The organism is Daejeonella sp., from assembly GCF_030684675.1.
Lineage (GTDB): Bacteria > Bacteroidota > Bacteroidia > Sphingobacteriales > Sphingobacteriaceae > Daejeonella.
Window position 1 is genome coordinate 35,508 of the sequence record NZ_JAUXXZ010000059.1, and the last position, 19,892, is coordinate 55,399.

Here is a 19,892-nt window from a genome sequence, read left to right on the forward strand (position 1 = left end):
ATAAACTCTTTTATCAATCATGGTAGTATAAAACCCGATGATTTTATTTAAAGAGTTCTATTAATGTTTAAAATGTCTGATGCCTGTGGTGACCATACCCACACCTTTGGTATTCGCCATATCAATTGATTCCTGATCTTTAATTGATCCTCCGGGTTGTAAGATCATTACAACTCCTGCATCGGCAGCAATTTCAACACAGTCGGGGAAAGGGAAAAATGCGTCAGAAGCCATAACGCTTCCTGCAAGATCAAAATTAAATGTCTTTGCCTTTACAATAGCCTGCTGAAGGGCATCGACACGGGAGGTTTGACCAACCCCGCTTGCAATCAAACAAGAATTTCTGGCAAGTACAATTGTATTTGATTTGGTATGTTTTACGATCTTATTTGCAAACACCAGATCTTTTACATGTTGCTCAGTTGGTTTACGTTCAGTAACAGGTTTCATCTCTGCGGCTGTTTCCATCAGCATATCTTTGTCCTGTTCAATTACTCCATTCAACAATGTTTTAAACTGCTTTAAGGGCAGTTTAACATCATTTCTTTTAAGCAGAATGCGATTCTTCTTAGTAGTTAATAGTTGTTTTGCAGGCTCTGCAAATGAAGGGGCAATAAGCACTTCAAAAAACAGATTATTGATTTCAGCAGCTGTTTCTGCATCAATTTCACGATTGCAAATCAGGACGCCCCCAAAAGCAGAAACGGGATCACAGGCAAGCGCCGCCTTCCATGCCTCAATTATGGATTCATTGCTTGCAATTCCGCAGGCATTGGTGTGTTTAAGTATTGCAAAAGTTGGTTCATCAAACTCATCAATCAGTGCAACTGCAGCGTCGACATCAACAAGGTTATTATAGGAAAGTTCTTTACCATTTAGTTTGTCGAACATTTTATCCAAATCACCATAGAAAACACCATTTTGATGTGGATTTTCACCATAACGAAGTGTACTGGCCTTTTGTTCACTGTATTTGAAAACAGTTAAAGGATCTTCCTGATTAAAATAGTTGAAGATCGCGGTATCGTAGTGAGATGAAACATTAAATGCCTGACGTGCAAATGCCTTACGGTGACTAAGAGTAGTATAGCCCCCGTTTTCAGTTAAAATATCGCCTAAAGTTTTATAGTCGTCTTTAGAAGCAATGATGACCACATCATTAAAATTCTTGGCTGCAGCACGTATCAGCGATATACCTCCGATGTCAATTTTCTCGATGATATCGGCCTCAGAAGCTCCTGATTTAAGAGTCTCTTCGAAAGGGTAGAGGTCAACAATTACCAGATCAATTTCCGGAATTTCGTATTGCCAGATCTGGGCTTTATCTTCCTTATTTTCCCTGCGGTTCAGGATGCCTCCGAAAACTTTTGGATGCAAGGTTTTTACCCGTCCGCCCAGAATTGATGGGTATCCGGTCAGATCTTCAACAGCAATCACATCTGTACCAAGTTCGCGAATAAATTTTTCAGTACCTCCTGTTGAATAAAATATCACACCCTGTTCATGTAACTGGCGGATTAGAGGTTCTAAATTATCTTTGTAATAGACTGAAATTAAGGCGTTTTTGATCTTGACAGGATGGCTCATTGATATTTAATTCTAAAAGCGCAAAGATAGTTTTTTTGATCGGTTTGCCATGAAAATTTTAGTGAAAAATCTGCTGCAGAGGATGATTTATAAGAAGAGGCAGGTGCTTCAGCTATTTCAAAAATATTTGTTGTTTGATGTTTCGATTAAGGCTTGAGAAAACTAAACTAAGACTTCATCTTTTTCAGCAATTGCTCTACAACTTTCGGGTAGTGTAAATGCTCCAATTGTTGGCCCTTGAATTTGACCATTTCAAGATCATCACTTGCTTCTATCCTGAAACGCGACTGATGAATAATTTCACCTTCATCAAAATGTTCGTCAATAAAATGGATGGTGATACCCGACTCTTCCTCATGGGCATCAAGAATTGCCTGATGTACCCGGTCGCCATACATACCTTTTCCACCGTATTTGGGAAGCAGTGCAGGGTGGATATTGATAATCTTGTTTGGGAAGGCTTTTAATAGATTTTGTGGGATCAGCCACATAAAGCCGGCCAGAACAATCAGGTCAATCTGAAGATTTTTTAAGAGATCAACCACATTGTTTGTTTTGTAGAATTCATGCTTATCAAATATATGCGATGGGATCTCAAAATTATCGGCACGTTGCAAAACGTAGGCTTCAGGATTATTGGTCAGAACAATGACAACCTCAGCATCCATGTGTTTTTTGAAATGCTCCATAATCTTTTGAGCATTTGACCCTGACCCTGATGCGAAAATTGCGATACGTTTCTTCAAGATTATTCTATTTTTAACAAAGATATTATTTTGGAGGTTTTATGGAAATGATCTTGATCAATTTGTCAATTATCGATTTGTCAATTAGACAATTTGTCGATGTGAGGAATTAGCAAATTAGCAAATTTGAAAATTAGCAAATGATTGTGATTTGTCGATTATGTTAATTAGTTAATTAAAATCAATCTGCCAAACTTATTCTGCTCCCATCTTCAAATCACCTCATCTTCAAATCTCCAAATTAATCACTCCATCTTCAAATCACCTCATCTTCAAATCATCAAATTCCTTACAGGTTCCCCCTTGCTTCCTGTTCTCTTTCCAAAGCTTCGAAAAGTGCTTTGAAATTTCCTGCTCCGAATGATTTTGCTCCTTTGCGCTGAATGATTTCAAAAAACAGGGTTGGCCGATCCTCAACAGGTTTAGTAAAAATCTGGAGTAAATAGCCTTCTTCATCCCGGTCGACCAGAATTCCTAAATTCTTGAGTGGTTCGATATCTTCTTCTATCTTACCTACCCTTGCTTCCAGATCATCATAGTAGATGGCCGGAACCTTTAAAAACTCAACACCCCGGTCCTCCAATTTGCTTACGGTATCTACTATGTCATTGGTTGCAATTGCGATATGCTGAACTCCTTCATCCCCATAAAAATCGAGGTATTCTTCAACCTGCGAACGTTTTTTACCCTCTGCAGGTTCATTTATCGGAAACTTTACATAGCCATTCCCATTACTCATCACTTTACTCATTAAAGCTGAATATTCGGTAGAGATCTGTTTATCATCAAAAGTCAGGATATTTTTGAAGCCCATCACATCCTCATAGAATTTCACCCATTTATCCATTTGATTCCATCCCACATTACCTACACAATGATCAACATAAAGCAGTCCGGTCGGTTCCGGATTATAGGTGCTTTCCCATTTCTCATATCCGGGCATGAACAGACCATTGTAGTTTTTGCGTTCGACAAACATGTGTACTGTTTCACCATAAGTATAGATACCACTCATCTTTACCTGCCCATAATCATCCTCCAGTGTTTGAGGATCCAGATAACTTTCAGCACCGCGGGAAGTGGTTTGATGGTGTGCATCATAGGCATCGTCCACCCAAAGGGCAATGATCTTAACCCCATCACCATGGCGGGTCAATTGTTCAGAAATGGGGTGATCCGGGAATAAGGGAGTGGTCAGCACCAGTCTGATCTTGTTTTGAACAAGAACATATGACGCACGGTCTTTAACCCCGGTTTCCGGGCCGGCGTAGGCCAGACTTTGAAAACCGAAGGCCGTTTTATAAAAATGTGCTGCCTGTTTGGCGTTTCCAACATATAATTCAATATAATCTGTTCCTTTTAGGGGAAGAAAGTCTGTTGTCTGTATACCTGCTACTATCGTTCCTGTTTTCATAATTTTACTGTTGAATATTATTGTTCCTCATCATCAAATCATCAAATCTTCAAATTGTCAAATCGGCATTCACTCTACATTCTCCTGCCAGCTTTTATGATAATTTTCATCCTCAATACTTAACGCGTAATCTGTCAGCATCAATGGTTTAAAGGGATCAATCATCACTGCCAACTCTTCTGTTCTTTCCTTTCCAATTGATTTTTCAACTGTACCCGGATGCGGACCATGAGGTATTCCACCCGGATGAAGGGTTATCTGTCCCTTAACAACACTCTTGCGACTCATAAAATCGCCATCCACATAATAGAGAACTTCGTCGCTGTCTACATTACTATGATTGTATGGCGCCGGGATTGCATCCGGGTGATAATCATATTTTCGCGGACAAAAAGAGCAGATCACAAAATTATGACCCTCGAAAGTCTGATGAACGGGTGGTGGCTGGTGAATTCTTCCGGTAATTGGTTCAAAATCGTGGATCGAAAATGCCCACGGGTAATGAAACCCATCCCATCCTATAAAATCAAAAGGATGAGTGCCATAGGTATAGGGATAGATCAGACCTTGTTTTTTAATCAGTATTTTAAAATCTCCGGCTTCGTCATGAGTTTCAAGATCAGCCGGGCGTTTTATATCACGCTCACAAAAGGGGGAATGTTCCATTAATTGTCCCCATTCATTACGGTAGCGTTTTGGGGTGCGTATCGGACTAAAACTTTCGATTATAAACAATCTGTTGTCTTCAGTGTTGAATTCCATCTGGTAAATCGTACCCCGGGGAACAACAAGATAGTCGCCATATTCAAATTTTATCTTTCCGAAACCGGTTTTCAAGGTTCCGCTGCCTTCGTGGATGAAAATAACCTCATCCGCCTGACTGTTTTTGTAATAATAATCCGTCATTGAATGGCGTGGAGCTGCCAGCGAAATATGAAGATCGCTATTCACCAGTACGGGCTTTCGGCTCTCCAGATAATCATCCTCGGGTTTGATCTTAAAGCCGATCAGGCTCGTATGGCGAAGATGCTTTTCTCTGGCAATCTTCGGTTCAACTGAATAGGGTTCACCCAGTTCTTTTACAATAGTTGGAGGATGACAGTGATAAACCAGCGAATAAAGACTGGAAAAACCTTCAGTAGAGACCAATTCCTCAGCATACAACACACCGTTTGCTTTACGGAAGGCAGTATGACGCTTATGAGGAATAGATCCTAATGTATGATAAACAGGCATAAATTAGAATTTATTGGTTTTATAATTGGTAATACAAAGTAAGCTTTTCTTTATTGGAAACTGAAATATGTTTGTGACGACTCTATCTTTGTTTTTTTGGTGAATGAATAAAGGATAAGCAAAATTCATTAGTTTTGAATAGCTGCTAACCTAATTAGACCTTTCATGAAATTAATTTCCTATAAAACCGAAGATCGCGAACACCTTGGCTTGTTCATTAACGGACATATTTACAATCTGAATTCCTGCGATAAGCTCATCCCCGACAATATGAATGAGTTTTTGAGTGGGGGTGAGGAGTTAATGGAGCGGGCCAAGAAGGTTAATGAAGAGATTAAATCGGGAAAGCAGAAAGCAAAAGAAGAAATATTCTTTGAAGTTTTGGCTCCTGTACCACATCCCAGTTCCTGTCGTGATGGTTATGCTTTCAGGCAGCACGTTGCTTCTGCAAGAAAGAACAGGCGGGTTGAAATGATTCCTGAATTCGATCAGTATCCCATATTTTATTTTACAAACCATAATTCTATTCAGGGCATGGGCGATGTTGAATGTATGCCTGATCATTTTGAGAAACTTGATTTTGAATTGGAAGCCGCAATCGTTATCGGCAAAAAGGGACGAAATATCAGGGCATCAGAAGCCGATTCTTATATCGCAGGATATATGATTATGAACGATTTGAGCGCCCGTACCCTTCAGATGGAGGAGATGTTGCTCAATCTGGGCCCTGCAAAGGGAAAGGATTTTTCAACAGTGATTGGTCCCTGGCTGGTTACCCCCGACGAATTAAAGAAATATAAAATACCTGCAAAATCCGGACATACCGGAAATGCCTATTCGCTTGATATGAAATGCTGGGTCAATGGTAAGGAAGTATCAACAGGATCAATGGCTGATATGGACTGGACCTTTGCCGAGATTATTGAACGTTGTTCTTATGGTGTGGATATTCTACCCGGAGATGTAATCGGATCAGGAACCGTTGGAACCGGATGTTTTCTCGAATTGAATGGAACCGGATTGTTGAATGACCCGGAATATAAATCGCAGTGGCTCCAACCGGGTGATATTGTTGAAATGGAAATTACCGGATTAGGGCGTTTGACCAATACAATCAGAAAAGCAAATACAGACTGGTCTATTTTGAAATTAAAAAAGAAAAGTTCTTAGTGAGTAGAAATTTCCCTTTGGTCGGTGTTATCACTGGACCATAGCACTCATATATACCATGGTCGGTGATAACACCGACCAGAGGGGCGGATTGCATAAGATTGCTTCATCGTACCTGCCCGTCCGATCAGGTGGGCCTCCTCGCAATAACAGTTACGGTGTCATTGCGTGGAGCGAAGCAATCCCCAAACTAATCGTCGGGACTCTTCGCAAAGACATTCTATTATAGTTAATGATATGCTGACAATAAATACCGCCGATCTCAAGCCGGCTGAACTTCAGAATTATCTTCAATATGCGATCGCACCAAGGCCGATTTGTTTTGTTTCGACGATTGATAAGAAAGGCAATGTCAATTTAAGCCCTTTCAGTTTTTTTAACATATTTAGTATCAATCCACCGGTCTGCGTGTTTTCGCCTTCACGTCGGGTAAGGGACAATACCACTAAACATAGCCTTGAAAATATTCTGGAAGTGCCTGAATGTGTGATCAATATCGTGAATTATGATATGGTGCAACAAACATCACTTACCAGTGTGGAGTATCCAAAAGGTGTAAATGAGTTTGTTAAAGCAGGATTTACGCAAATCTCTTCTGAACTGGTAAGGCCTCCGCGTGTTGCTGAATCTCCGGTGCAGATGGAGTGTTTGATCAGGCAGGTAATTCCCTTGGGAGAGAATGCTGGTGCAGGTAATCTGGTTCTGGCAGAAATTAAACGAATACACATCAATGAAGACATACTGGATGATTCCGGAAAGATTGATCAGGCCAAAATTGATCTGGTCGCAAGATTAGGTGGGGATTGGTATTGCAGGGTAGGGGTTGACAATTTATTTGAAGTTGAAAAACCTGTCCGTACACTTGGTATTGGAGTTGATTCCCTTCCCGCGTCGATCCGAAACTCAGCGGTTTTGACCGGAAATAATCTGGGGCAGCTTGGCAATGTTGAAAGCCTGCCATCTGATGAAGAAATTGCTGCGTTCAGGACAGATCCGGAGCTCAGACAAATTCTTGATGCAACGATTGGTGATTCACTTACAAGAGAAAGAGAACTCCATCAGTATGCCAGAAAATTGCTGAAATCTAAGGATGTAATAAAGGCCTGGAAGGTGCTTTTGAGTTAGATTGTCTGTTAGCAGTTAACTGTTGTCTGTTACCTGTAAAACGCCTCCCAACCATGGAATTCCATTCTCAACTGTCAATTAACTTAAAGTCCCAATACCTGTCTCAATTTCGGATACCCTGTTTTGCTGACCGGAATCTTTTCCCCTGATTTCAGAATTGCGAGATGGGATTCTTTTTCATAAGGGTCAATTCTGGTAATTTCATTGATCCTGACAATATAAGAACGGTGAACCCTGACGAAATCATCTTCTCCCAATAGCTTTTCGAAATACGCCATGGTTTTATTCTTAAGAAATGATCCTTCGGGTGTGTGAATTTTAACATAATCATCATCCGCAGCAAGGAAAAGAATATCATTTACCGGGATGATCTTGATTTTGGTTCCTGTTTTAACTACTACACGCTCATTTCTGAGACTTGAGTTCTGAATATTGTCGAGGAGTTGTTTTGTGTTTTGCTTTGGTTCTGCAACCTGTCGCTGATCCATCCACTTTAGAACGGCTTTATTGAAGCGTTCTTTGGTAAAAGGTTTCAGTAGATAGTCTACAGCATGTTCTTCAAAGGCTTTAATGGCATATTCATCAAAGGCTGTGGTAAAGATTACCGAAGGGGGCTGTTCAATAAGTTCGAGCATCTCAAATCCATTGATCTTAGGCATCTGAATATCCAGAAAGATAAGATCCGGCTCATGCTGTGCAATTGCTTTCACTCCTTCAAAACCATCACTGCATTCCTGAACAATCTCCAGATCCGGCCAGGATTGAAGGTATTCAATCACTACTGAACGTGCCAGAGGCTCATCATCAATTACAACTACTCGCATATTTATACCTGAGGAATTTTTACAATAGTTGTAAATATATGGCTATAAGATGTAGTTTCCAATAGGTCGGTTCTTCCAAATAATAAATGCAATCTCCGTTTTACTCCGCTTAGTCCAAAGCCGGTTCCATGTTTAGGACGGGTAGTATCCGGATCATAAGGATTTTGAACAGTGATCTGAAGTTCATTTTCAAGGCATTCTGCAAAAATACTAATGGTAACTACGCCTGTTGTATCATAGAGGCCAAATTTAATTGCATTTTCTACAATAGGCTGAAGCAGCATTGGTGGAAGTAATTTTGATTTGCAGGCTTCATTATATGATATTTCAGTAGAGAGTCGGTGCCCAAACCGAACTTTTTCTATGTCCAGATATAATTCTAAATGTTCCAGTTCATCAATTAGCGAAACAGGCTGCTGATCCTCCTTTTTAAGAGTACCCCGAAGAAAATCTGATAATTGATGGATCATTTTCCTGGCTTCTTCGGGTCTGCTGCCTATCAATGCAGTAATTGAGTTTAAACTGTTAAATAGAAAGTGGGGTTGTAATTGTTGTCTCAAATTGTAGAGCTCGGCATCCCTGGCAAGAGTTTCAGCTTCAAGTTTTCTTTTTTCTGTCTCTTTTTGATCTTCCTGTGTATACCAGACCACACTAACCATGGCCATCAGGCCTATGATTAAGAGTCCGATAAAAAAACGGATAGGTAATGAATTGTATAAAAACTCAGCATAATGCGGGTCGTTTAAAATGATGCTGTCAAGAACCCAATTATTGATCAGCAGCCAAAGAGAAGCAAGAATCGAGCAATACATTAGCATTAGCAGGTACCTGTTTTTCTCTGGCCGGTAATATTTCAGGTTATTTCCGATCAGGTAACAGGCGATTGCAAGCAGTAAAATACTTACGGCACTGTCCAGTAATGAGGTCTGAAAACTGAATCCAAACCATAGCAGTATCGCTGTCTGAGACAAAATACTGGCAACAATACATTGGACAATGACAAGTAAGATCTTACTTCTTGACAAAACCCCGTTGTTAGGATTTGAATTAGATTGCCGTTGTGACACTTGCTTGTTGATTTTGGCTTATCGATAATGCTTTTCTAAGCGCTTCCTTTTCCCCTGAAGCACTGATCAGTCTGAGCTGCTCGTCAAATTGTGGTTGGTGATTTCCATTGCCACAGGTAATTCTGAAAATGAGTTTAGCAACATACCAGTTCATAGCTGTATAATTTATAGGGTGATAGATGATGTTTTTTAACAGGAGAGCTTTCTGATTGGTTTAAAAGCTCTTAATATCTATTCCTCCAAATATGGATGTACCTTCTATAACCAGGATCTTGTCCGGAATTGCATTCAGCTGAGGAGGGCGTTTGTCTTCAATCCCCCCGAAAATGGCGACCATCTCTGAATGGATAGTCCAGTTTGCAGGTACAATGATTTTAGTACCACCAAAAACCTGTACAACTTCAATTTTTACCCTGCCTTTGATGTCGGCCTGCATCAGATTAATCTCACAGCCTCCAAAGAAATTTACTATTTCTCCTCCCTGAAAATCTTTGGAGACAATATTCTTTTTTACTCCACCAAATATTGAAACAGATTCAATTTTGTCTTCAGTTAATGGTCCGGAAGCAGGTCTTTCCTGAGCTTCTCCTGTAAAATTAGTATCATTGCTTTCAGGGTCTACTCTTTTATCCCAGCTTGTAAAATCTTCAGCCTTAAAGCCCTTCTTTCGGCCAAATACTAACCAGGTTCCAAGACCAATGATCAGGAATGGCCAGAAAAATCTGCTAAGTTCCATGCCGGGTATTATCTTATTGCTCAGGAATAGTGCACCGATGGCAATAGGCATAAATGCAGATGGACGATCATATCCCTGACGAGAGCCTATGAAAACACCAATCAGAATCAAGAATACAGGCCAGCTGAAAATCCATGATGGTATAAAGAAAATGTCTAAAGTACGCAGTAATAGTATGAACCCCAGGCCAAGTAAAACTAAGCCTACTAAGGCTTTACCTGATTTTTGATTTGAGCTGTTAAAATTTTGCATGGCTATAATATTTGATTCAAAACTAAGGTCTTATGATCTGATGTAAAATACTTATTAGGCGAGTTTACTACTCTTCTCGGTGAATGTCGTAAAAATGTCGGTGAAAAATAAATCAATATTAGTTGAGAGTTGAGAATTGACAGTTGACAACTTGTAATTTGCTTATTTGCTAATTTACTCATTTGCTAATGTCTTAATTTGTGCCCTTAAGCCTAATGTAAACATGTTTGATATTTCCTTTCCCGGATACCCTTTCATCAAATTCAAATTTATTCAGGTTTTTAATCAGGGGAAGTAGTTTGGGATAGTTATAATTTCTGGAGTCGAAATCAGGTTTCTTTTTCAGAAGTAAATTTCCAAGGTTTCCAAGATAAGCCCAACCATTCTCATCTTCAAGGTCAGAAATACTGTCGCTGATCAGTTTGATTAGCTCTTTATCAATATTATTCAGAGGGGCATTTTTCTTCTTGAGGGGTTTCTTTGATTTTCTGTTTAGTGGGGTTTCATCAAAAGTAGCTTCCTCTGTGCTGCTTTCTTCTGCACTCAGAATCTCGATATAGATAAATTTATCACAAGCCGTGATAAAAGGGATTAAGGTTTTCTTCTCACCGATACCGATAACCATCATCCCCGCTTCCCTTAATCGGGTAGCAAGCCTGGTAAAATCACTGTCGCTTGAAACAATGCAGAATCCATCTACCTTTCCTGAGTATAAAATATCCATTGCATCGATGATCATCGCACTGTCGCTGGCGTTTTTACCGGTCGAATAGCTGTATTGCTGAATAGGTGTAATAGCATTCTCCAGTAAAACCTTTTTCCAGCCCGAAACGGTTGGTTTTGTCCAATCGGCATAGATCCGTTTAAATGTTGGAGTGCCATATTTGGCAATTTCCTGAAACATAGGTTTTACATTCGCATAGGGGACATTGTCAGCATCAATGAGAACTGCGAGCCTAAGATCTTTGGTTATTTCCATGCTGTATAAATTCTTGTATTTTAATTGGCCGAAAGCCATACACATAAAGGTAGGCCTTTTATGCGTTAAAATTTAATGCCTGTTTTGAATTTTAGCTGAATTTTCCTTCAGGATCCGCTTTAATTAATCAGATTTTCCAATCGGCTGACACGATTTTTCCCCTGTTTAGGGAGACATTATCCAATTCAAAATTGTATTTTGCACTTAAACGCAGACAGGGTTCAAAACCCTGTAAGCGTTGATCCGAAGAAGGATCGCAGAGGTGTAAATTTAAATCTCTTCCACTTAATAACGATTCTATGAAAATTTTAATGATTTTTTTTCTGTTTCTGTTGGGCATTTCCACAGAAAATTATGCCCAAAGCAGGTCAGAGAACCTATTTTATATGGTTAATACCCCCGAATCATTTGAAAGTTTTAAGGCCAATGTCGCTCAGATCTCCATCGTTTGCCCCCAAACATTCCTTGTCAGCAAAGAAGGTGTTCTTTCGGGTTCAGTAGACCCCCGGGTGCTTGCTCTGGCAAAGGCCAATCATGTCAAAGTAATGCCTTTGATTGTAAACAGTGGCTTCAATCAGAAACTGCTACACGATATTGTTTCAAATCCGGTGGCGCGTAAACGTTCCATTGAAATGATGCTCGAGTATGCGAGAAAGTATGATCTGGATGGATGGCAATTTGATCTTGAGGGCCTGCATATCTCTGATATGGATAATTTTACCCTCTATTTTAAAGAAACAGCTGATGCATTGCATAAAGCAGATCTTCAACTATCTGCAGCCCTGGTTCATGCAACAGAAAATGTGGGTGGACCCACTGCTTATCATCTTTTCCTATATGAAAACTGGCGTGCAGGATATTCACTGAAAGAGCTTTCAGAAATTGGCGACTTTATATCTATCATGACCTATGATCAGCATACCAGGCGTACCCCTCCTGGACCTGTTGCCAGTCCCGAATGGATGGGAAAAGTGATTGAACATCTTCTTGCTCAGGGAGTAGCACCGGGTAAACTGTCTATGGGAATTCCGAATTATTCGGTTCATTGGTTTACAGATTATACTGAGGAAAGAGGAGGTTTCGCAAACGGCCGGAGTGCTAAATATCCTATGGTTCAGCATCTTCTCGGACAGTACAATGCTATAAAACAATGGCATGAAAAAGCACAGGTTAACTGGGCCATGTGGGATAATGACGGGGTATTTGAGTATTTATTTATCGAGGATGCCCGATCATTAAAACCAAAATTAGATGTTCTGAAGAAATACAATTTAAGAGGTATTTCTGTATGGGTACTTGGAAGCGAAGATCCGGAGTTTTGGAGCGTGCTGAAGAGGGAAGTGGTCAAGACCATACGGTGACCTGTGGTTATAGGAGGAACAAACAACACATAACTTAAGACATACAAATTACAACGCATACCCATGTTAAAAATTGGTATCATCGGACTGGGAGATATAGCTCAAAAAGCATATTTGCCGGTATTAAGTGGCAAAGACCTTGAAATTCATCTTTTTACCCGTAACCAGGAGCGTCTTGCCCAAATAGGAAAGCAATACAGACTCAATAATCTTCATTTTAGTCTTGAATCTATCCTCGAAAGTGGTATCAAGGGTGCTTTTGTTCATACTGCAACCGAATCGCATGAAAGTATCATAGAACAGCTTCTCAGTCATGATATTCATGTATATGTTGATAAACCTATAAGTTATGATTATGCTTCTTCTAAGAGGCTGATTGATCTCGCAGAAAGCAGAGGCCTGAATCTGATGGTTGGTTTTAACAGAAGGTACGCCCCGGCTTACCGGGAACTGAAACAGGTCGAAAATCCGAACATGATCATTCTTCAAAAGAATCGTCATTCCCTGCCAGGGGATATACGGACCTTTGTTTTCGATGATTTTATTCATGTTATTGATACCATGCGCGACCTGTTTACCTTGCCGATTAAAGAAGTTTTGGTGAGAGGAATGAAAAGGGATGGCTTATTAATTCATGTTGTGCTTCAACTGATTGCTGAGAATGGTTCAACTGCTATTGGAATTATGAACAGGGATTCAGGAACCCTTGAGGAGAAAGTAGAAGTATTTAGCCCAGAAGAGAAGAAGACCGTTGTTAATATGACCAACTTGAGTACCATGCGTCAAAAAACCGAAATTTCAAGCGGAATTAACGACTGGGAATCGACTTTATCGAAACGCGGTTTTGAAAGTATTATTCAGGATTTTCTACAGGCACTTGAAAATGGTACGAAACCTCAATTCAGTATGCAGGATGCCTTGCTGACTCATGAGATGTGTGAGAATGTGGTTAATCAATTGATAGTTGAGAATTGATAGTTGAGAATTGACAGTTGTCTGTTGAGAACGGGGATCCGATAGCTATCCTATCGTGTGGACACATCTTCCATGTCGTTATACTTAGGCATCCAGTGTCCCCCGCTGGCGGGGGAATTAAAGGGGGTGGATCCTCCCCTTAGCCCCTCTAAAGGGGCACAGCATAGCGCCTAAATCCCTTCTTAATAATAAATTTTGATACTTAGACACCTGTTTAAAGATGTGTCCGCACGATAGGATAGCTATCGGGTTGAGAATGATGAATCTTTGTTTTTGACTTTATTTTTTAGTATATTGATAAATACTTCGGGTTATCAATTTCTTCATAAACAAATTCATGTAAGCTTATACCGACCTTATAGGGTCTTTATACGGACCTTATAGCGATACAGGAATAGTAGAGCAAGTGTGGAACAAGGCTCGAACAACGCTTGGGACCCGAAAAGAGATAGCCGCTAAGGTGTCGGGTGAGAATTGAAACCCAATAGCTATCGGGTTGGGCATGCAGAGTACCAATAGCTTATTGGTTTAAAAATATTACTTACGAAAATTTCTTTCATAAATACCAACCCAATCTGCTATGCTGATTCTTTTGACCAATTGCCCGATCAGTTCATATGGTATCTGCTCTGGTTTTTTAAACCGCAGACAACTTTTACCCATATCTTTTTTAGCCGAAGTATGTTTGGGATATTCTTCCAGAAACCAGTCCATTGTTTTTTGATCTGCATAAATTCCCATATGGTAAAACGCAATAAAATTTTTCTGGGAAGCAAGCCCCATAAATGGTAGCGGCAATTTAGGACTGCAATGATATCCTGCAGGATATATGGAATGTGGCACAACATAGCCAATCATTCCATAACTCATTTCCTCTGAAAATCCCTTGGGCAGATTATCGAGAATCACTTTTCTTAACTTATTCATCCCTTCCTTACGGTCTGCCGGAAGGGAATCGAAATATTCCTGTGGGGTCATTGCTGTGGATTGCATATTTTTTATTTATTGACTTTCCATTGATGAGAATTATCTTCCATGATCTCCCGTCCCCAGACTGGTAGTTCAGCCTTCAATCTTTCTACGGTTTCATTACAGGCGTCCATTGCAGCTTTTCGGTGTGCTGATGAGGTGAATACAAATAAGCAAATTTCACCTGCTGCTACTTCCCCAAGGCTGTGATGTACATGCATACAGGTTAGTGGGTATTTCGCAAAAATATCCTCCCTGATCAGATGCATTTTTTCAATTGCCATATCTTCAAAGGCTGTAAAATCAATGGCACGTACTTTCCCGTTTTCAGTATCATCTGCCCTTACCTGACCCAGAAATATGCTGTGACCTCCAATAGCTGTCTGGGTACTGTGTTTTTGGATGCTTTGAGCAATGAATGTTGCAGGAATGGCGCCCTGGCTAAAGATGTTTTTAGGTTTTCTTTCTGACATTACAGTACTATTTGGATTTCTGCCAACCGGCGATTCCATCTTTCAAACTATATATTTTTCTGGACTTGCCAAAATGTTTTGATAGTATCTCAGCAGCACCTGCACTTCGTTTGCCACTCTGGCAGAAAAGAATAATCGTTTCGGCTTTAATATCAGGAATTTGATCTTTTAGACTGCTCAAAGGAATATTAATATGGTTAAAATCTTCTGGCTGAGCCGCTTCTCCTGCTTCTCTCACATCAACAAACTGGATATTTTTGTCCATGATCTTTTCTTCAAACTCTTCCTGACTCAGTTCAAAAGCTGAATGAGCTGAACAAAACCAATCGTAGTTGAATGCCTGAAACGCCCTGGTATCTTTCGGAATCATTTTTCCGGTTTCAGGCATCGCCAGTAATTCCATCTCGAAAAAATGATTATTGAGGGAATTGTAGGTTAGCAAACGATTGATCAGAGCATTTCCAATACCGGTGATCAGTTTAATGGTTTCATTGGCCATCATGGTTCCAATGATTCCGGGAAGTACCCCGATTACACCGGCTTCCTCACAATTCAAAACTTCCCCATCTGCGGGTGCCTGAGGGAAAAGATCACGGTAATTGACTGCTATTTTTGCCTCTGAAGGATGATTGAAAATGGCTAACTGGCCCTCAAAACGGGATATTGCGCCATAAACCAGGGTTTTCTTCAGAATGACACAAGCGTCATTAATAAGGTATCTGCTCGCGAAATTATCAGTGCCATCCAGAATAATATCGAAGCCTTTGAGAATGTCAAGTGCATTGGCATTACTGAGTTTTTCGTTGAATACAATGATCTCAATATCCGGATTAATCTGTTCCAGCACATCCCCGGCTCTCAGAGCTTTTGAAAGGCCGATGTCATGAACAGTGAATAAAACCTGTCTGTGAAGATTGCTCAGTGAAACCAGATCAAAATCTACTATACCAATTCTACCAACACCTGCACCTGCCAGGTAAAGCAAGGCAGGACAACCCAAACCTCCTGCACCTATTACCAGTACTTTTGCATCCTTTAGCTTTTGCTGGCCAATTTCACCAAGCTCTTTCAGGGAGATCTGGCGCTGGTATCTATCGTTTTTTGAGGGATTGCTCATGATTAACCTCCTGAAAATGGTGGTAATAATGCGATATTATTGTCTCCGCTAAGAATAGTGTTCTCTTTGATTACTTTTTTATTTAAAGCCATGGCATATTTGGCATTCGCCAAAGATGGGTACATTTCATTCAAGGTTTTAATCAGTGTTTCTGTGTCAGGGACATCATGAAGGATCATTTCTGTTTTCCCTGTGATATCTGCGAGTTGCCCGAATAAAGTAAGATGTACCTGCATATTATTCGTAATTTTTTATGTAAAAATAAGCTTTATTCCGGCCAGCAGTAGTACAATCGCCAGTGTATTTTTTAAAATATTCTGATTAAACTTTAATGAACCAAAATAAGACCCGCATAAACCTCCTGCAAAAGCAATGGCTACATAGCTAATCATATCCGGACTAAACTGAATGCCCTTACTCACATGACCTGCCAGACCCGAGAAGGAGTTTACAAAAATAAATAAAGCACTGATCGCTGCGGTCTGTTTCTGATCTGTCCATTTTAAAAGCAGTAGGACCGGTGAGAGAATGATTCCTCCACCTATTCCAATCAGACCGGATAAAAATCCAATAGATGAGCCAATCAGGATGGACAGGAAAAGATTGTTTTTCCGGATCTCTTCGGTTTGGAAGTTGGCAAAGAAAAGGAAGCGGATCACGGGAATGAATAGGAGTAAACCTAAGATTTTTTTGTAAAAATCAGCCTCTATACTGATCAATCCCCCGGCAAAGGCCATCGGTACTGATGCAATCGCAAGTGGCAAAAATATATTCCATTTGAAGTGCTTTCCTCTATAAAACTGATAAAATGAGGTTAGAGATACAAAGAGGTTTAGCAGCAATGCTGTAGGCTTCATCACCTCCGGTGAAATAGCATAAATAGCCATAAGTGCGAGATATCCACTTGCACCTCCATGCCCTACAGAAGAGTAGAGAAAGGCAACAATAAATAATAGAATGTAAAAGACGTAGATACTTTCCATTCTCTCAAAATGAAGGTAAAATATGGATTTCTACTTCCTCTCCGGCCTTATATTCCGTACGATCCTCATCTAGTTTAATCAGGCAGTTAGCTTTTGCAAAGGAACTTAGTCTGAAAGATTCCTGTGCTTTTAAGTCATTTACGGTTTTCCCGTCAAAATATGCTTTTAGAAATTGGGTAAGACCTGCCGGTTTTTTTATATCTGTTTTCAGAATTACATTCATCATGATCAAGTCTTTCTCATAGTTGCTTAGCAGTTGGATTGCAGGATAGACATATTCATAAAAGCAGCTTAATACTGATGCAGGATTTCCGGGCAAACCGAAAATACATTTATCACCCTTTTTTCCAAAATAGATCGGTTTGCCGGGCTTTTGTCTGATCTTATGAAAAACCTGTTCCACTCCGTTTGCTTCTGCTGCACGAATTACAAAGTCATAATCACCTACACTTACCCCACCTGTCAGCAAAACCAGGTCGCTTTGTTCCATAGCAATTGCCAATACTTCTGTCAGAATTTTAAGATCATCTTCGGCTGAAAATACATCTACATTCAATATTCCCAATTGCCTGATTGCAGCACTTAATGCATAAGAATTGGATTCATAAACCTGACCATAAGATAGAGGCAGTCCGGGTTGCTGGAGTTCATTGCCTGTGAGGATGATGCTAACTGTTGGCCGTGGGTGTACCATCAGTTCATGGATACCCAATCCGGCCAGAAAGCCAATTGCAGGCGCATTCAGCAAACATCCCTTTTCTAGTGCGATTTCACCTTTTTTTGCTTCAGAACCCTGAATTCTTACATTCTGGCCTGCTATTAAATTACTGTCTTTTATAATTAGTTTACCGTCCTGAATATCAACTTTTTCCTGCATCACTACCGTATCTGCACCCGGAGGGATTGCAGCTCCGGTAAAGATCCTGCATGTGTTATTTGCTTGCAAAGGATCCTGTTCGGAAAGGCCTGCCTGAGCCAGACCTTCAATTTTAAGCATATTATTTTGCTTCCAGCCTGCATAGTTCAAGGCATAACCATCCATTGAAGACTGATTGAAGGGGGGGACATCGGTTAATGAATAAATGTCTTCAGCGAGGATTAAACCCGCAGCAACTGAAATAGAAACCTTTATAGAATCAAGGCTTTTAATATTTTCCCGGATCAATTTTTTTGCTTCCGAAACCTCAATAAATTCTGCCGGCATTCCTGTTGAATTTGTTAAACAAATTTGAATTTCTATAAAATTGGAGGATTAGCAATCAGAGCAGCAATCTTATCCCCCAATACTGATCATACTTCTGTTATGAAGATCTTCTGTATGGATTTTTTCAAAATCTTTAGTGAACTGCCCTCCCAATTCTTTAGCTTTTGAGCGGATACTCTCCTGAATCAGGGGCAGAACATCATCTCCTTTTCTAAGTGCAGTAAGCAGGTCGGTTTCTTCCTGAGAAAAAAGACAATTTTTCATTTTGCCATCGGCGGTAAGCCTCATCCTGTTGCAGCCCGAACAGAATGGAGAACTCATGGTACTAATAATGGCAAAAGTGCCTTTATGGCCCTCGATGCTATATTTTTTTGCTGTATCATGGATGTCGCCCTTCAGCGCTACCGGACTATATTTCCGGCTGATTTCCTCCAGCATTTCTTTCCAGGTAAATACCTGATTGCTGGTCCAGCGATTACCTTCAAAGGGCATAAATTCTATGAAACGGACATGAACATTTACATCCTTTGTCCAGGCAACAAAGTCATTGATTTCGTGCTCATTCATTCCTTTCATAACCACTACATTCACTTTTACATGAAAGTTTCGGTCGATCATCAGATGGATGTTGTCCATTACCCTTTTAAAACTGTCTCTGCGGGTGATGATGTTGAATTTATCAGAATCAAGTGTGTCCAGACTAATATTTAAAGAGCTCACTTTTGCTTCTTCAAGTACGTTAACAAAATCATGAAGACGGGTAGCATTGGTTGTTAGGGTGAGTTTGACAGGCAGTTTAGCCAGACGAAGGATGATATCTGCTGCATCTTTCCGTACCAGCGGTTCACCACCCGTCAGCCGAATTTTGCTGACCCCATTATCGACAAAGAGTTTAGCTAATGATTCAATTTCTTCAGGCTGCATTAGCCTTGAATGGGGGGTAAATTCATAATCTTCTTCGGGCATACAATAGAAGCAACGCAAATTGCAATTGTCTGTAAGAGAGATTCTCAGATAATTATGAACCCGGTCAAATGAATCAATAAGCATGGTTAAAAGTACGCTATTTCACTAAATTTCTGTAATCCTCAATTGTATCAATATCAATACTGCCATGATCGAAAGGAATTGTCTCAATTGATTCGGTGTACTTTTTTATCAGAGATCTTGCTCCGGTATCTCCTTTCAGTTCGGAAAGCTCATCGAAATGATTTTTATGAAACAGGGCAGGAGTACCATGTATATTTTCATAGCTGCTGGCCACAATGAAGCTGCCACTTTCTTCCTGTTTTTTAATAAGGTTCTTCAATAATTTTGCATTGACAAATGGTTGATCACAAACCATCAGGATCGCAGATTCAGTATCAGGGTACAAATTATTGATTGTATTAATTCCGCATACTACAGATGAGGCCATACCACTTTCCCAGTTTGGATTTTTAACAATAGTCAAAGGAACTGGATCTAGCCTGGAAGCAATTTCTTCCATATCTGAGCCCAGAATCACAATGATTGGTCCTATCTGACTTTCATGGGCAGCATCAATTGTATGCTGGAGAAGATTTTTCCCCTGATATGAAAGTAGCTGCTTCGGACTGCCCAATCGTGCCGATCGGCCTGCAGCCAGAATAATTAGCACATATTTTCCACTTAGCTCTTTTGAAGGCATATTCT

The 19,892-nt window shown here is 40.2% G+C and carries 21 protein-coding genes; 4 read left to right on the forward strand and 17 right to left on the reverse strand.

The window, feature by feature from the left end; translation table 11 throughout:
- Positions 1-60 precede the first annotated feature (60 nt).
- The 4 genes from purH to Q8M41_RS12635 form a co-directional block, all read right to left on the reverse strand.
- Positions 61-1,587, reverse strand: coding sequence for a bifunctional phosphoribosylaminoimidazolecarboxamide formyltransferase/IMP cyclohydrolase (purH, locus tag Q8M41_RS12620; protein WP_305365638.1), 1,527 nt, complete (start codon positions 1,585-1,587; stop codon positions 61-63).
- Between the two features lie 167 nt (positions 1,588-1,754).
- Entirely contained in the window at positions 1,755-2,333 is a 579-nt protein-coding gene (gene purN, locus Q8M41_RS12625; RefSeq protein WP_305365639.1) for a phosphoribosylglycinamide formyltransferase, read from the reverse strand.
- A gap of 289 nt (positions 2,334-2,622) precedes the next feature.
- A complete protein-coding gene (gene hppD / locus Q8M41_RS12630; protein WP_305365640.1) occupies positions 2,623-3,747 on the reverse strand; it encodes a 4-hydroxyphenylpyruvate dioxygenase in 1,125 nt (374 codons plus the stop codon).
- A gap of 69 nt (positions 3,748-3,816) precedes the next feature.
- On the reverse strand, positions 3,817-4,983 hold the full coding sequence (locus Q8M41_RS12635; protein WP_305365641.1) for a homogentisate 1,2-dioxygenase: 1,167 nt from the start codon (positions 4,981-4,983) through the stop codon (positions 3,817-3,819).
- A 165-nt stretch (positions 4,984-5,148) separates the two neighbouring features.
- Here Q8M41_RS12635 and Q8M41_RS12640 point away from each other — a divergent pair, with 165 nt between their 5' ends.
- Together Q8M41_RS12640 and Q8M41_RS12645 are read left to right on the forward strand one after the other, a co-directional pair.
- The gene (locus Q8M41_RS12640; RefSeq protein WP_305365642.1) at positions 5,149-6,153 is read left to right on the forward strand and encodes a fumarylacetoacetate hydrolase family protein; all 1,005 of its coding nucleotides are present in this window, start codon (positions 5,149-5,151) and stop codon (positions 6,151-6,153) included.
- Between the two features lie 237 nt (positions 6,154-6,390).
- Positions 6,391-7,278: a flavin reductase family protein gene (locus Q8M41_RS12645; protein WP_305365643.1), complete on the forward strand. Its 888-nt coding sequence runs from the start codon at positions 6,391-6,393 to the stop codon at positions 7,276-7,278.
- A gap of 83 nt (positions 7,279-7,361) precedes the next feature.
- On the opposite strand, the gene Q8M41_RS12650 is transcribed toward Q8M41_RS12645, so the two are convergent.
- The 5 genes from Q8M41_RS12650 to Q8M41_RS12670 all read right to left on the reverse strand — a co-directional run bounded on the left by Q8M41_RS12650 (position 7,362) and on the right by Q8M41_RS12670 (position 11,136).
- Positions 7,362-8,102, reverse strand: coding sequence for a LytTR family DNA-binding domain-containing protein (locus Q8M41_RS12650; RefSeq protein ID WP_305365644.1), 741 nt, complete (start codon positions 8,100-8,102; stop codon positions 7,362-7,364).
- 2 nt (positions 8,103-8,104) lie between these two features.
- Complete coding sequence (locus Q8M41_RS12655) at positions 8,105-9,127, reverse strand: sensor histidine kinase (RefSeq protein ID WP_305365645.1); 1,023 nt, start codon at positions 9,125-9,127, stop codon at positions 8,105-8,107.
- Positions 9,128-9,149: 22 nt separating this feature from the next.
- The gene (locus tag Q8M41_RS12660; protein WP_305365646.1) at positions 9,150-9,323 is read right to left on the reverse strand and encodes a DUF4288 domain-containing protein; all 174 of its coding nucleotides are present in this window, start codon (positions 9,321-9,323) and stop codon (positions 9,150-9,152) included.
- A 60-nt stretch (positions 9,324-9,383) separates the two neighbouring features.
- Positions 9,384-10,157 carry a LiaI-LiaF-like domain-containing protein gene (locus Q8M41_RS12665; RefSeq protein WP_305365647.1) on the reverse strand — a complete coding sequence of 258 codons (774 nt, stop codon included), beginning with the start codon at positions 10,155-10,157 and terminating at the stop codon, positions 9,384-9,386.
- Between the two features lie 193 nt (positions 10,158-10,350).
- Entirely contained in the window at positions 10,351-11,136 is a 786-nt protein-coding gene (locus tag Q8M41_RS12670) for an NYN domain-containing protein (RefSeq protein WP_305365648.1), read from the reverse strand.
- A 299-nt stretch (positions 11,137-11,435) separates the two neighbouring features.
- Between Q8M41_RS12670 and Q8M41_RS12675 the strand changes: the two genes are divergently transcribed.
- Together Q8M41_RS12675 and Q8M41_RS12680 are read left to right on the forward strand one after the other, a co-directional pair.
- Positions 11,436-12,497 (forward strand): glycosyl hydrolase family 18 protein, encoded by a 1,062-nt coding sequence (locus Q8M41_RS12675; RefSeq protein WP_305365649.1) that lies wholly within the window; start codon positions 11,436-11,438, stop codon positions 12,495-12,497.
- Between the two features lie 63 nt (positions 12,498-12,560).
- On the forward strand, positions 12,561-13,472 hold the full coding sequence (locus Q8M41_RS12680) for a Gfo/Idh/MocA family protein (RefSeq protein WP_305365650.1): 912 nt from the start codon (positions 12,561-12,563) through the stop codon (positions 13,470-13,472).
- A gap of 537 nt (positions 13,473-14,009) precedes the next feature.
- Here Q8M41_RS12680 and Q8M41_RS12685 read toward each other — a convergent pair.
- The 8 genes from Q8M41_RS12685 to Q8M41_RS12720 form a co-directional block, all read right to left on the reverse strand.
- Entirely contained in the window at positions 14,010-14,465 is a 456-nt protein-coding gene (locus Q8M41_RS12685; protein ID WP_305365651.1) for a DUF1801 domain-containing protein, read from the reverse strand.
- A gap of 5 nt (positions 14,466-14,470) precedes the next feature.
- Positions 14,471-14,914, reverse strand: a complete 444-nt coding sequence (locus Q8M41_RS12690) for a molybdenum cofactor biosynthesis protein MoaE (RefSeq protein ID WP_305365652.1) — start codon at positions 14,912-14,914, stop codon at positions 14,471-14,473.
- A gap of 7 nt (positions 14,915-14,921) precedes the next feature.
- Complete coding sequence (gene moeB, locus Q8M41_RS12695; protein ID WP_305365653.1) at positions 14,922-16,031, reverse strand: HesA/MoeB/ThiF family protein; 1,110 nt, start codon at positions 16,029-16,031, stop codon at positions 14,922-14,924.
- Between the two features lie 2 nt (positions 16,032-16,033).
- Positions 16,034-16,267 carry a MoaD/ThiS family protein gene (locus Q8M41_RS12700; protein ID WP_305365654.1) on the reverse strand — a complete coding sequence of 78 codons (234 nt, stop codon included), beginning with the start codon at positions 16,265-16,267 and terminating at the stop codon, positions 16,034-16,036.
- Between the two features lie 15 nt (positions 16,268-16,282).
- Entirely contained in the window at positions 16,283-17,014 is a 732-nt protein-coding gene (locus Q8M41_RS12705; RefSeq protein ID WP_305365655.1) for a sulfite exporter TauE/SafE family protein, read from the reverse strand.
- A gap of 4 nt (positions 17,015-17,018) precedes the next feature.
- On the reverse strand, positions 17,019-18,218 hold the full coding sequence (glp, locus tag Q8M41_RS12710; protein WP_305365656.1) for a gephyrin-like molybdotransferase Glp: 1,200 nt from the start codon (positions 18,216-18,218) through the stop codon (positions 17,019-17,021).
- 69 nt (positions 18,219-18,287) lie between these two features.
- A complete protein-coding gene (gene moaA, locus Q8M41_RS12715) occupies positions 18,288-19,268 on the reverse strand; it encodes a GTP 3',8-cyclase MoaA (RefSeq protein WP_305365657.1) in 981 nt (326 codons plus the stop codon).
- Positions 19,269-19,281: 13 nt separating this feature from the next.
- Positions 19,282-19,887: a nucleotidyltransferase family protein gene (locus Q8M41_RS12720; protein WP_305365658.1), complete on the reverse strand. Its 606-nt coding sequence runs from the start codon at positions 19,885-19,887 to the stop codon at positions 19,282-19,284.
- Positions 19,888-19,892 lie beyond the last annotated feature (5 nt).

Bases quoted from the DNA above. Each gene is read 5' to 3' on its own strand.
- purH (WP_305365638.1), bottom strand. From the start codon at position 1,587: ATGAGCCATCCTGTCAAGATCAAAAACGCCTTAATTTCAGTCTATTAC.
- hppD (WP_305365640.1), bottom strand. From the start codon at position 3,747: ATGAAAACAGGAACGATAGTAGCAGGTATACAGACAACAGACTTTCTT.
- Q8M41_RS12635 (WP_305365641.1), bottom strand. From the start codon at position 4,983: ATGCCTGTTTATCATACATTAGGATCTATTCCTCATAAGCGTCATACT.
- Q8M41_RS12640 (WP_305365642.1), top strand. From the start codon at position 5,149: ATGAAATTAATTTCCTATAAAACCGAAGATCGCGAACACCTTGGCTTG.
- Q8M41_RS12645 (WP_305365643.1), top strand. From the start codon at position 6,391: ATGCTGACAATAAATACCGCCGATCTCAAGCCGGCTGAACTTCAGAAT.
- Q8M41_RS12650 (WP_305365644.1), bottom strand. From the start codon at position 8,102: ATGCGAGTAGTTGTAATTGATGATGAGCCTCTGGCACGTTCAGTAGTG.
- Q8M41_RS12660 (WP_305365646.1), bottom strand. From the start codon at position 9,323: ATGAACTGGTATGTTGCTAAACTCATTTTCAGAATTACCTGTGGCAAT.
- Q8M41_RS12665 (WP_305365647.1), bottom strand. From the start codon at position 10,157: ATGCAAAATTTTAACAGCTCAAATCAAAAATCAGGTAAAGCCTTAGTA.
- Q8M41_RS12670 (WP_305365648.1), bottom strand. From the start codon at position 11,136: ATGGAAATAACCAAAGATCTTAGGCTCGCAGTTCTCATTGATGCTGAC.
- Q8M41_RS12675 (WP_305365649.1), top strand. From the start codon at position 11,436: ATGAAAATTTTAATGATTTTTTTTCTGTTTCTGTTGGGCATTTCCACA.
- Q8M41_RS12680 (WP_305365650.1), top strand. From the start codon at position 12,561: ATGTTAAAAATTGGTATCATCGGACTGGGAGATATAGCTCAAAAAGCA.
- Q8M41_RS12685 (WP_305365651.1), bottom strand. From the start codon at position 14,465: ATGCAATCCACAGCAATGACCCCACAGGAATATTTCGATTCCCTTCCG.
- Q8M41_RS12690 (WP_305365652.1), bottom strand. From the start codon at position 14,914: ATGTCAGAAAGAAAACCTAAAAACATCTTTAGCCAGGGCGCCATTCCT.
- moeB (WP_305365653.1), bottom strand. From the start codon at position 16,031: ATGAGCAATCCCTCAAAAAACGATAGATACCAGCGCCAGATCTCCCTG.
- Q8M41_RS12700 (WP_305365654.1), bottom strand. From the start codon at position 16,267: ATGCAGGTACATCTTACTTTATTCGGGCAACTCGCAGATATCACAGGG.
- Q8M41_RS12705 (WP_305365655.1), bottom strand. From the start codon at position 17,014: ATGGAAAGTATCTACGTCTTTTACATTCTATTATTTATTGTTGCCTTT.
- glp (WP_305365656.1), bottom strand. From the start codon at position 18,218: ATGCCGGCAGAATTTATTGAGGTTTCGGAAGCAAAAAAATTGATCCGG.
- moaA (WP_305365657.1), bottom strand. From the start codon at position 19,268: ATGCTTATTGATTCATTTGACCGGGTTCATAATTATCTGAGAATCTCT.
- Q8M41_RS12720 (WP_305365658.1), bottom strand. From the start codon at position 19,887: ATGCCTTCAAAAGAGCTAAGTGGAAAATATGTGCTAATTATTCTGGCT.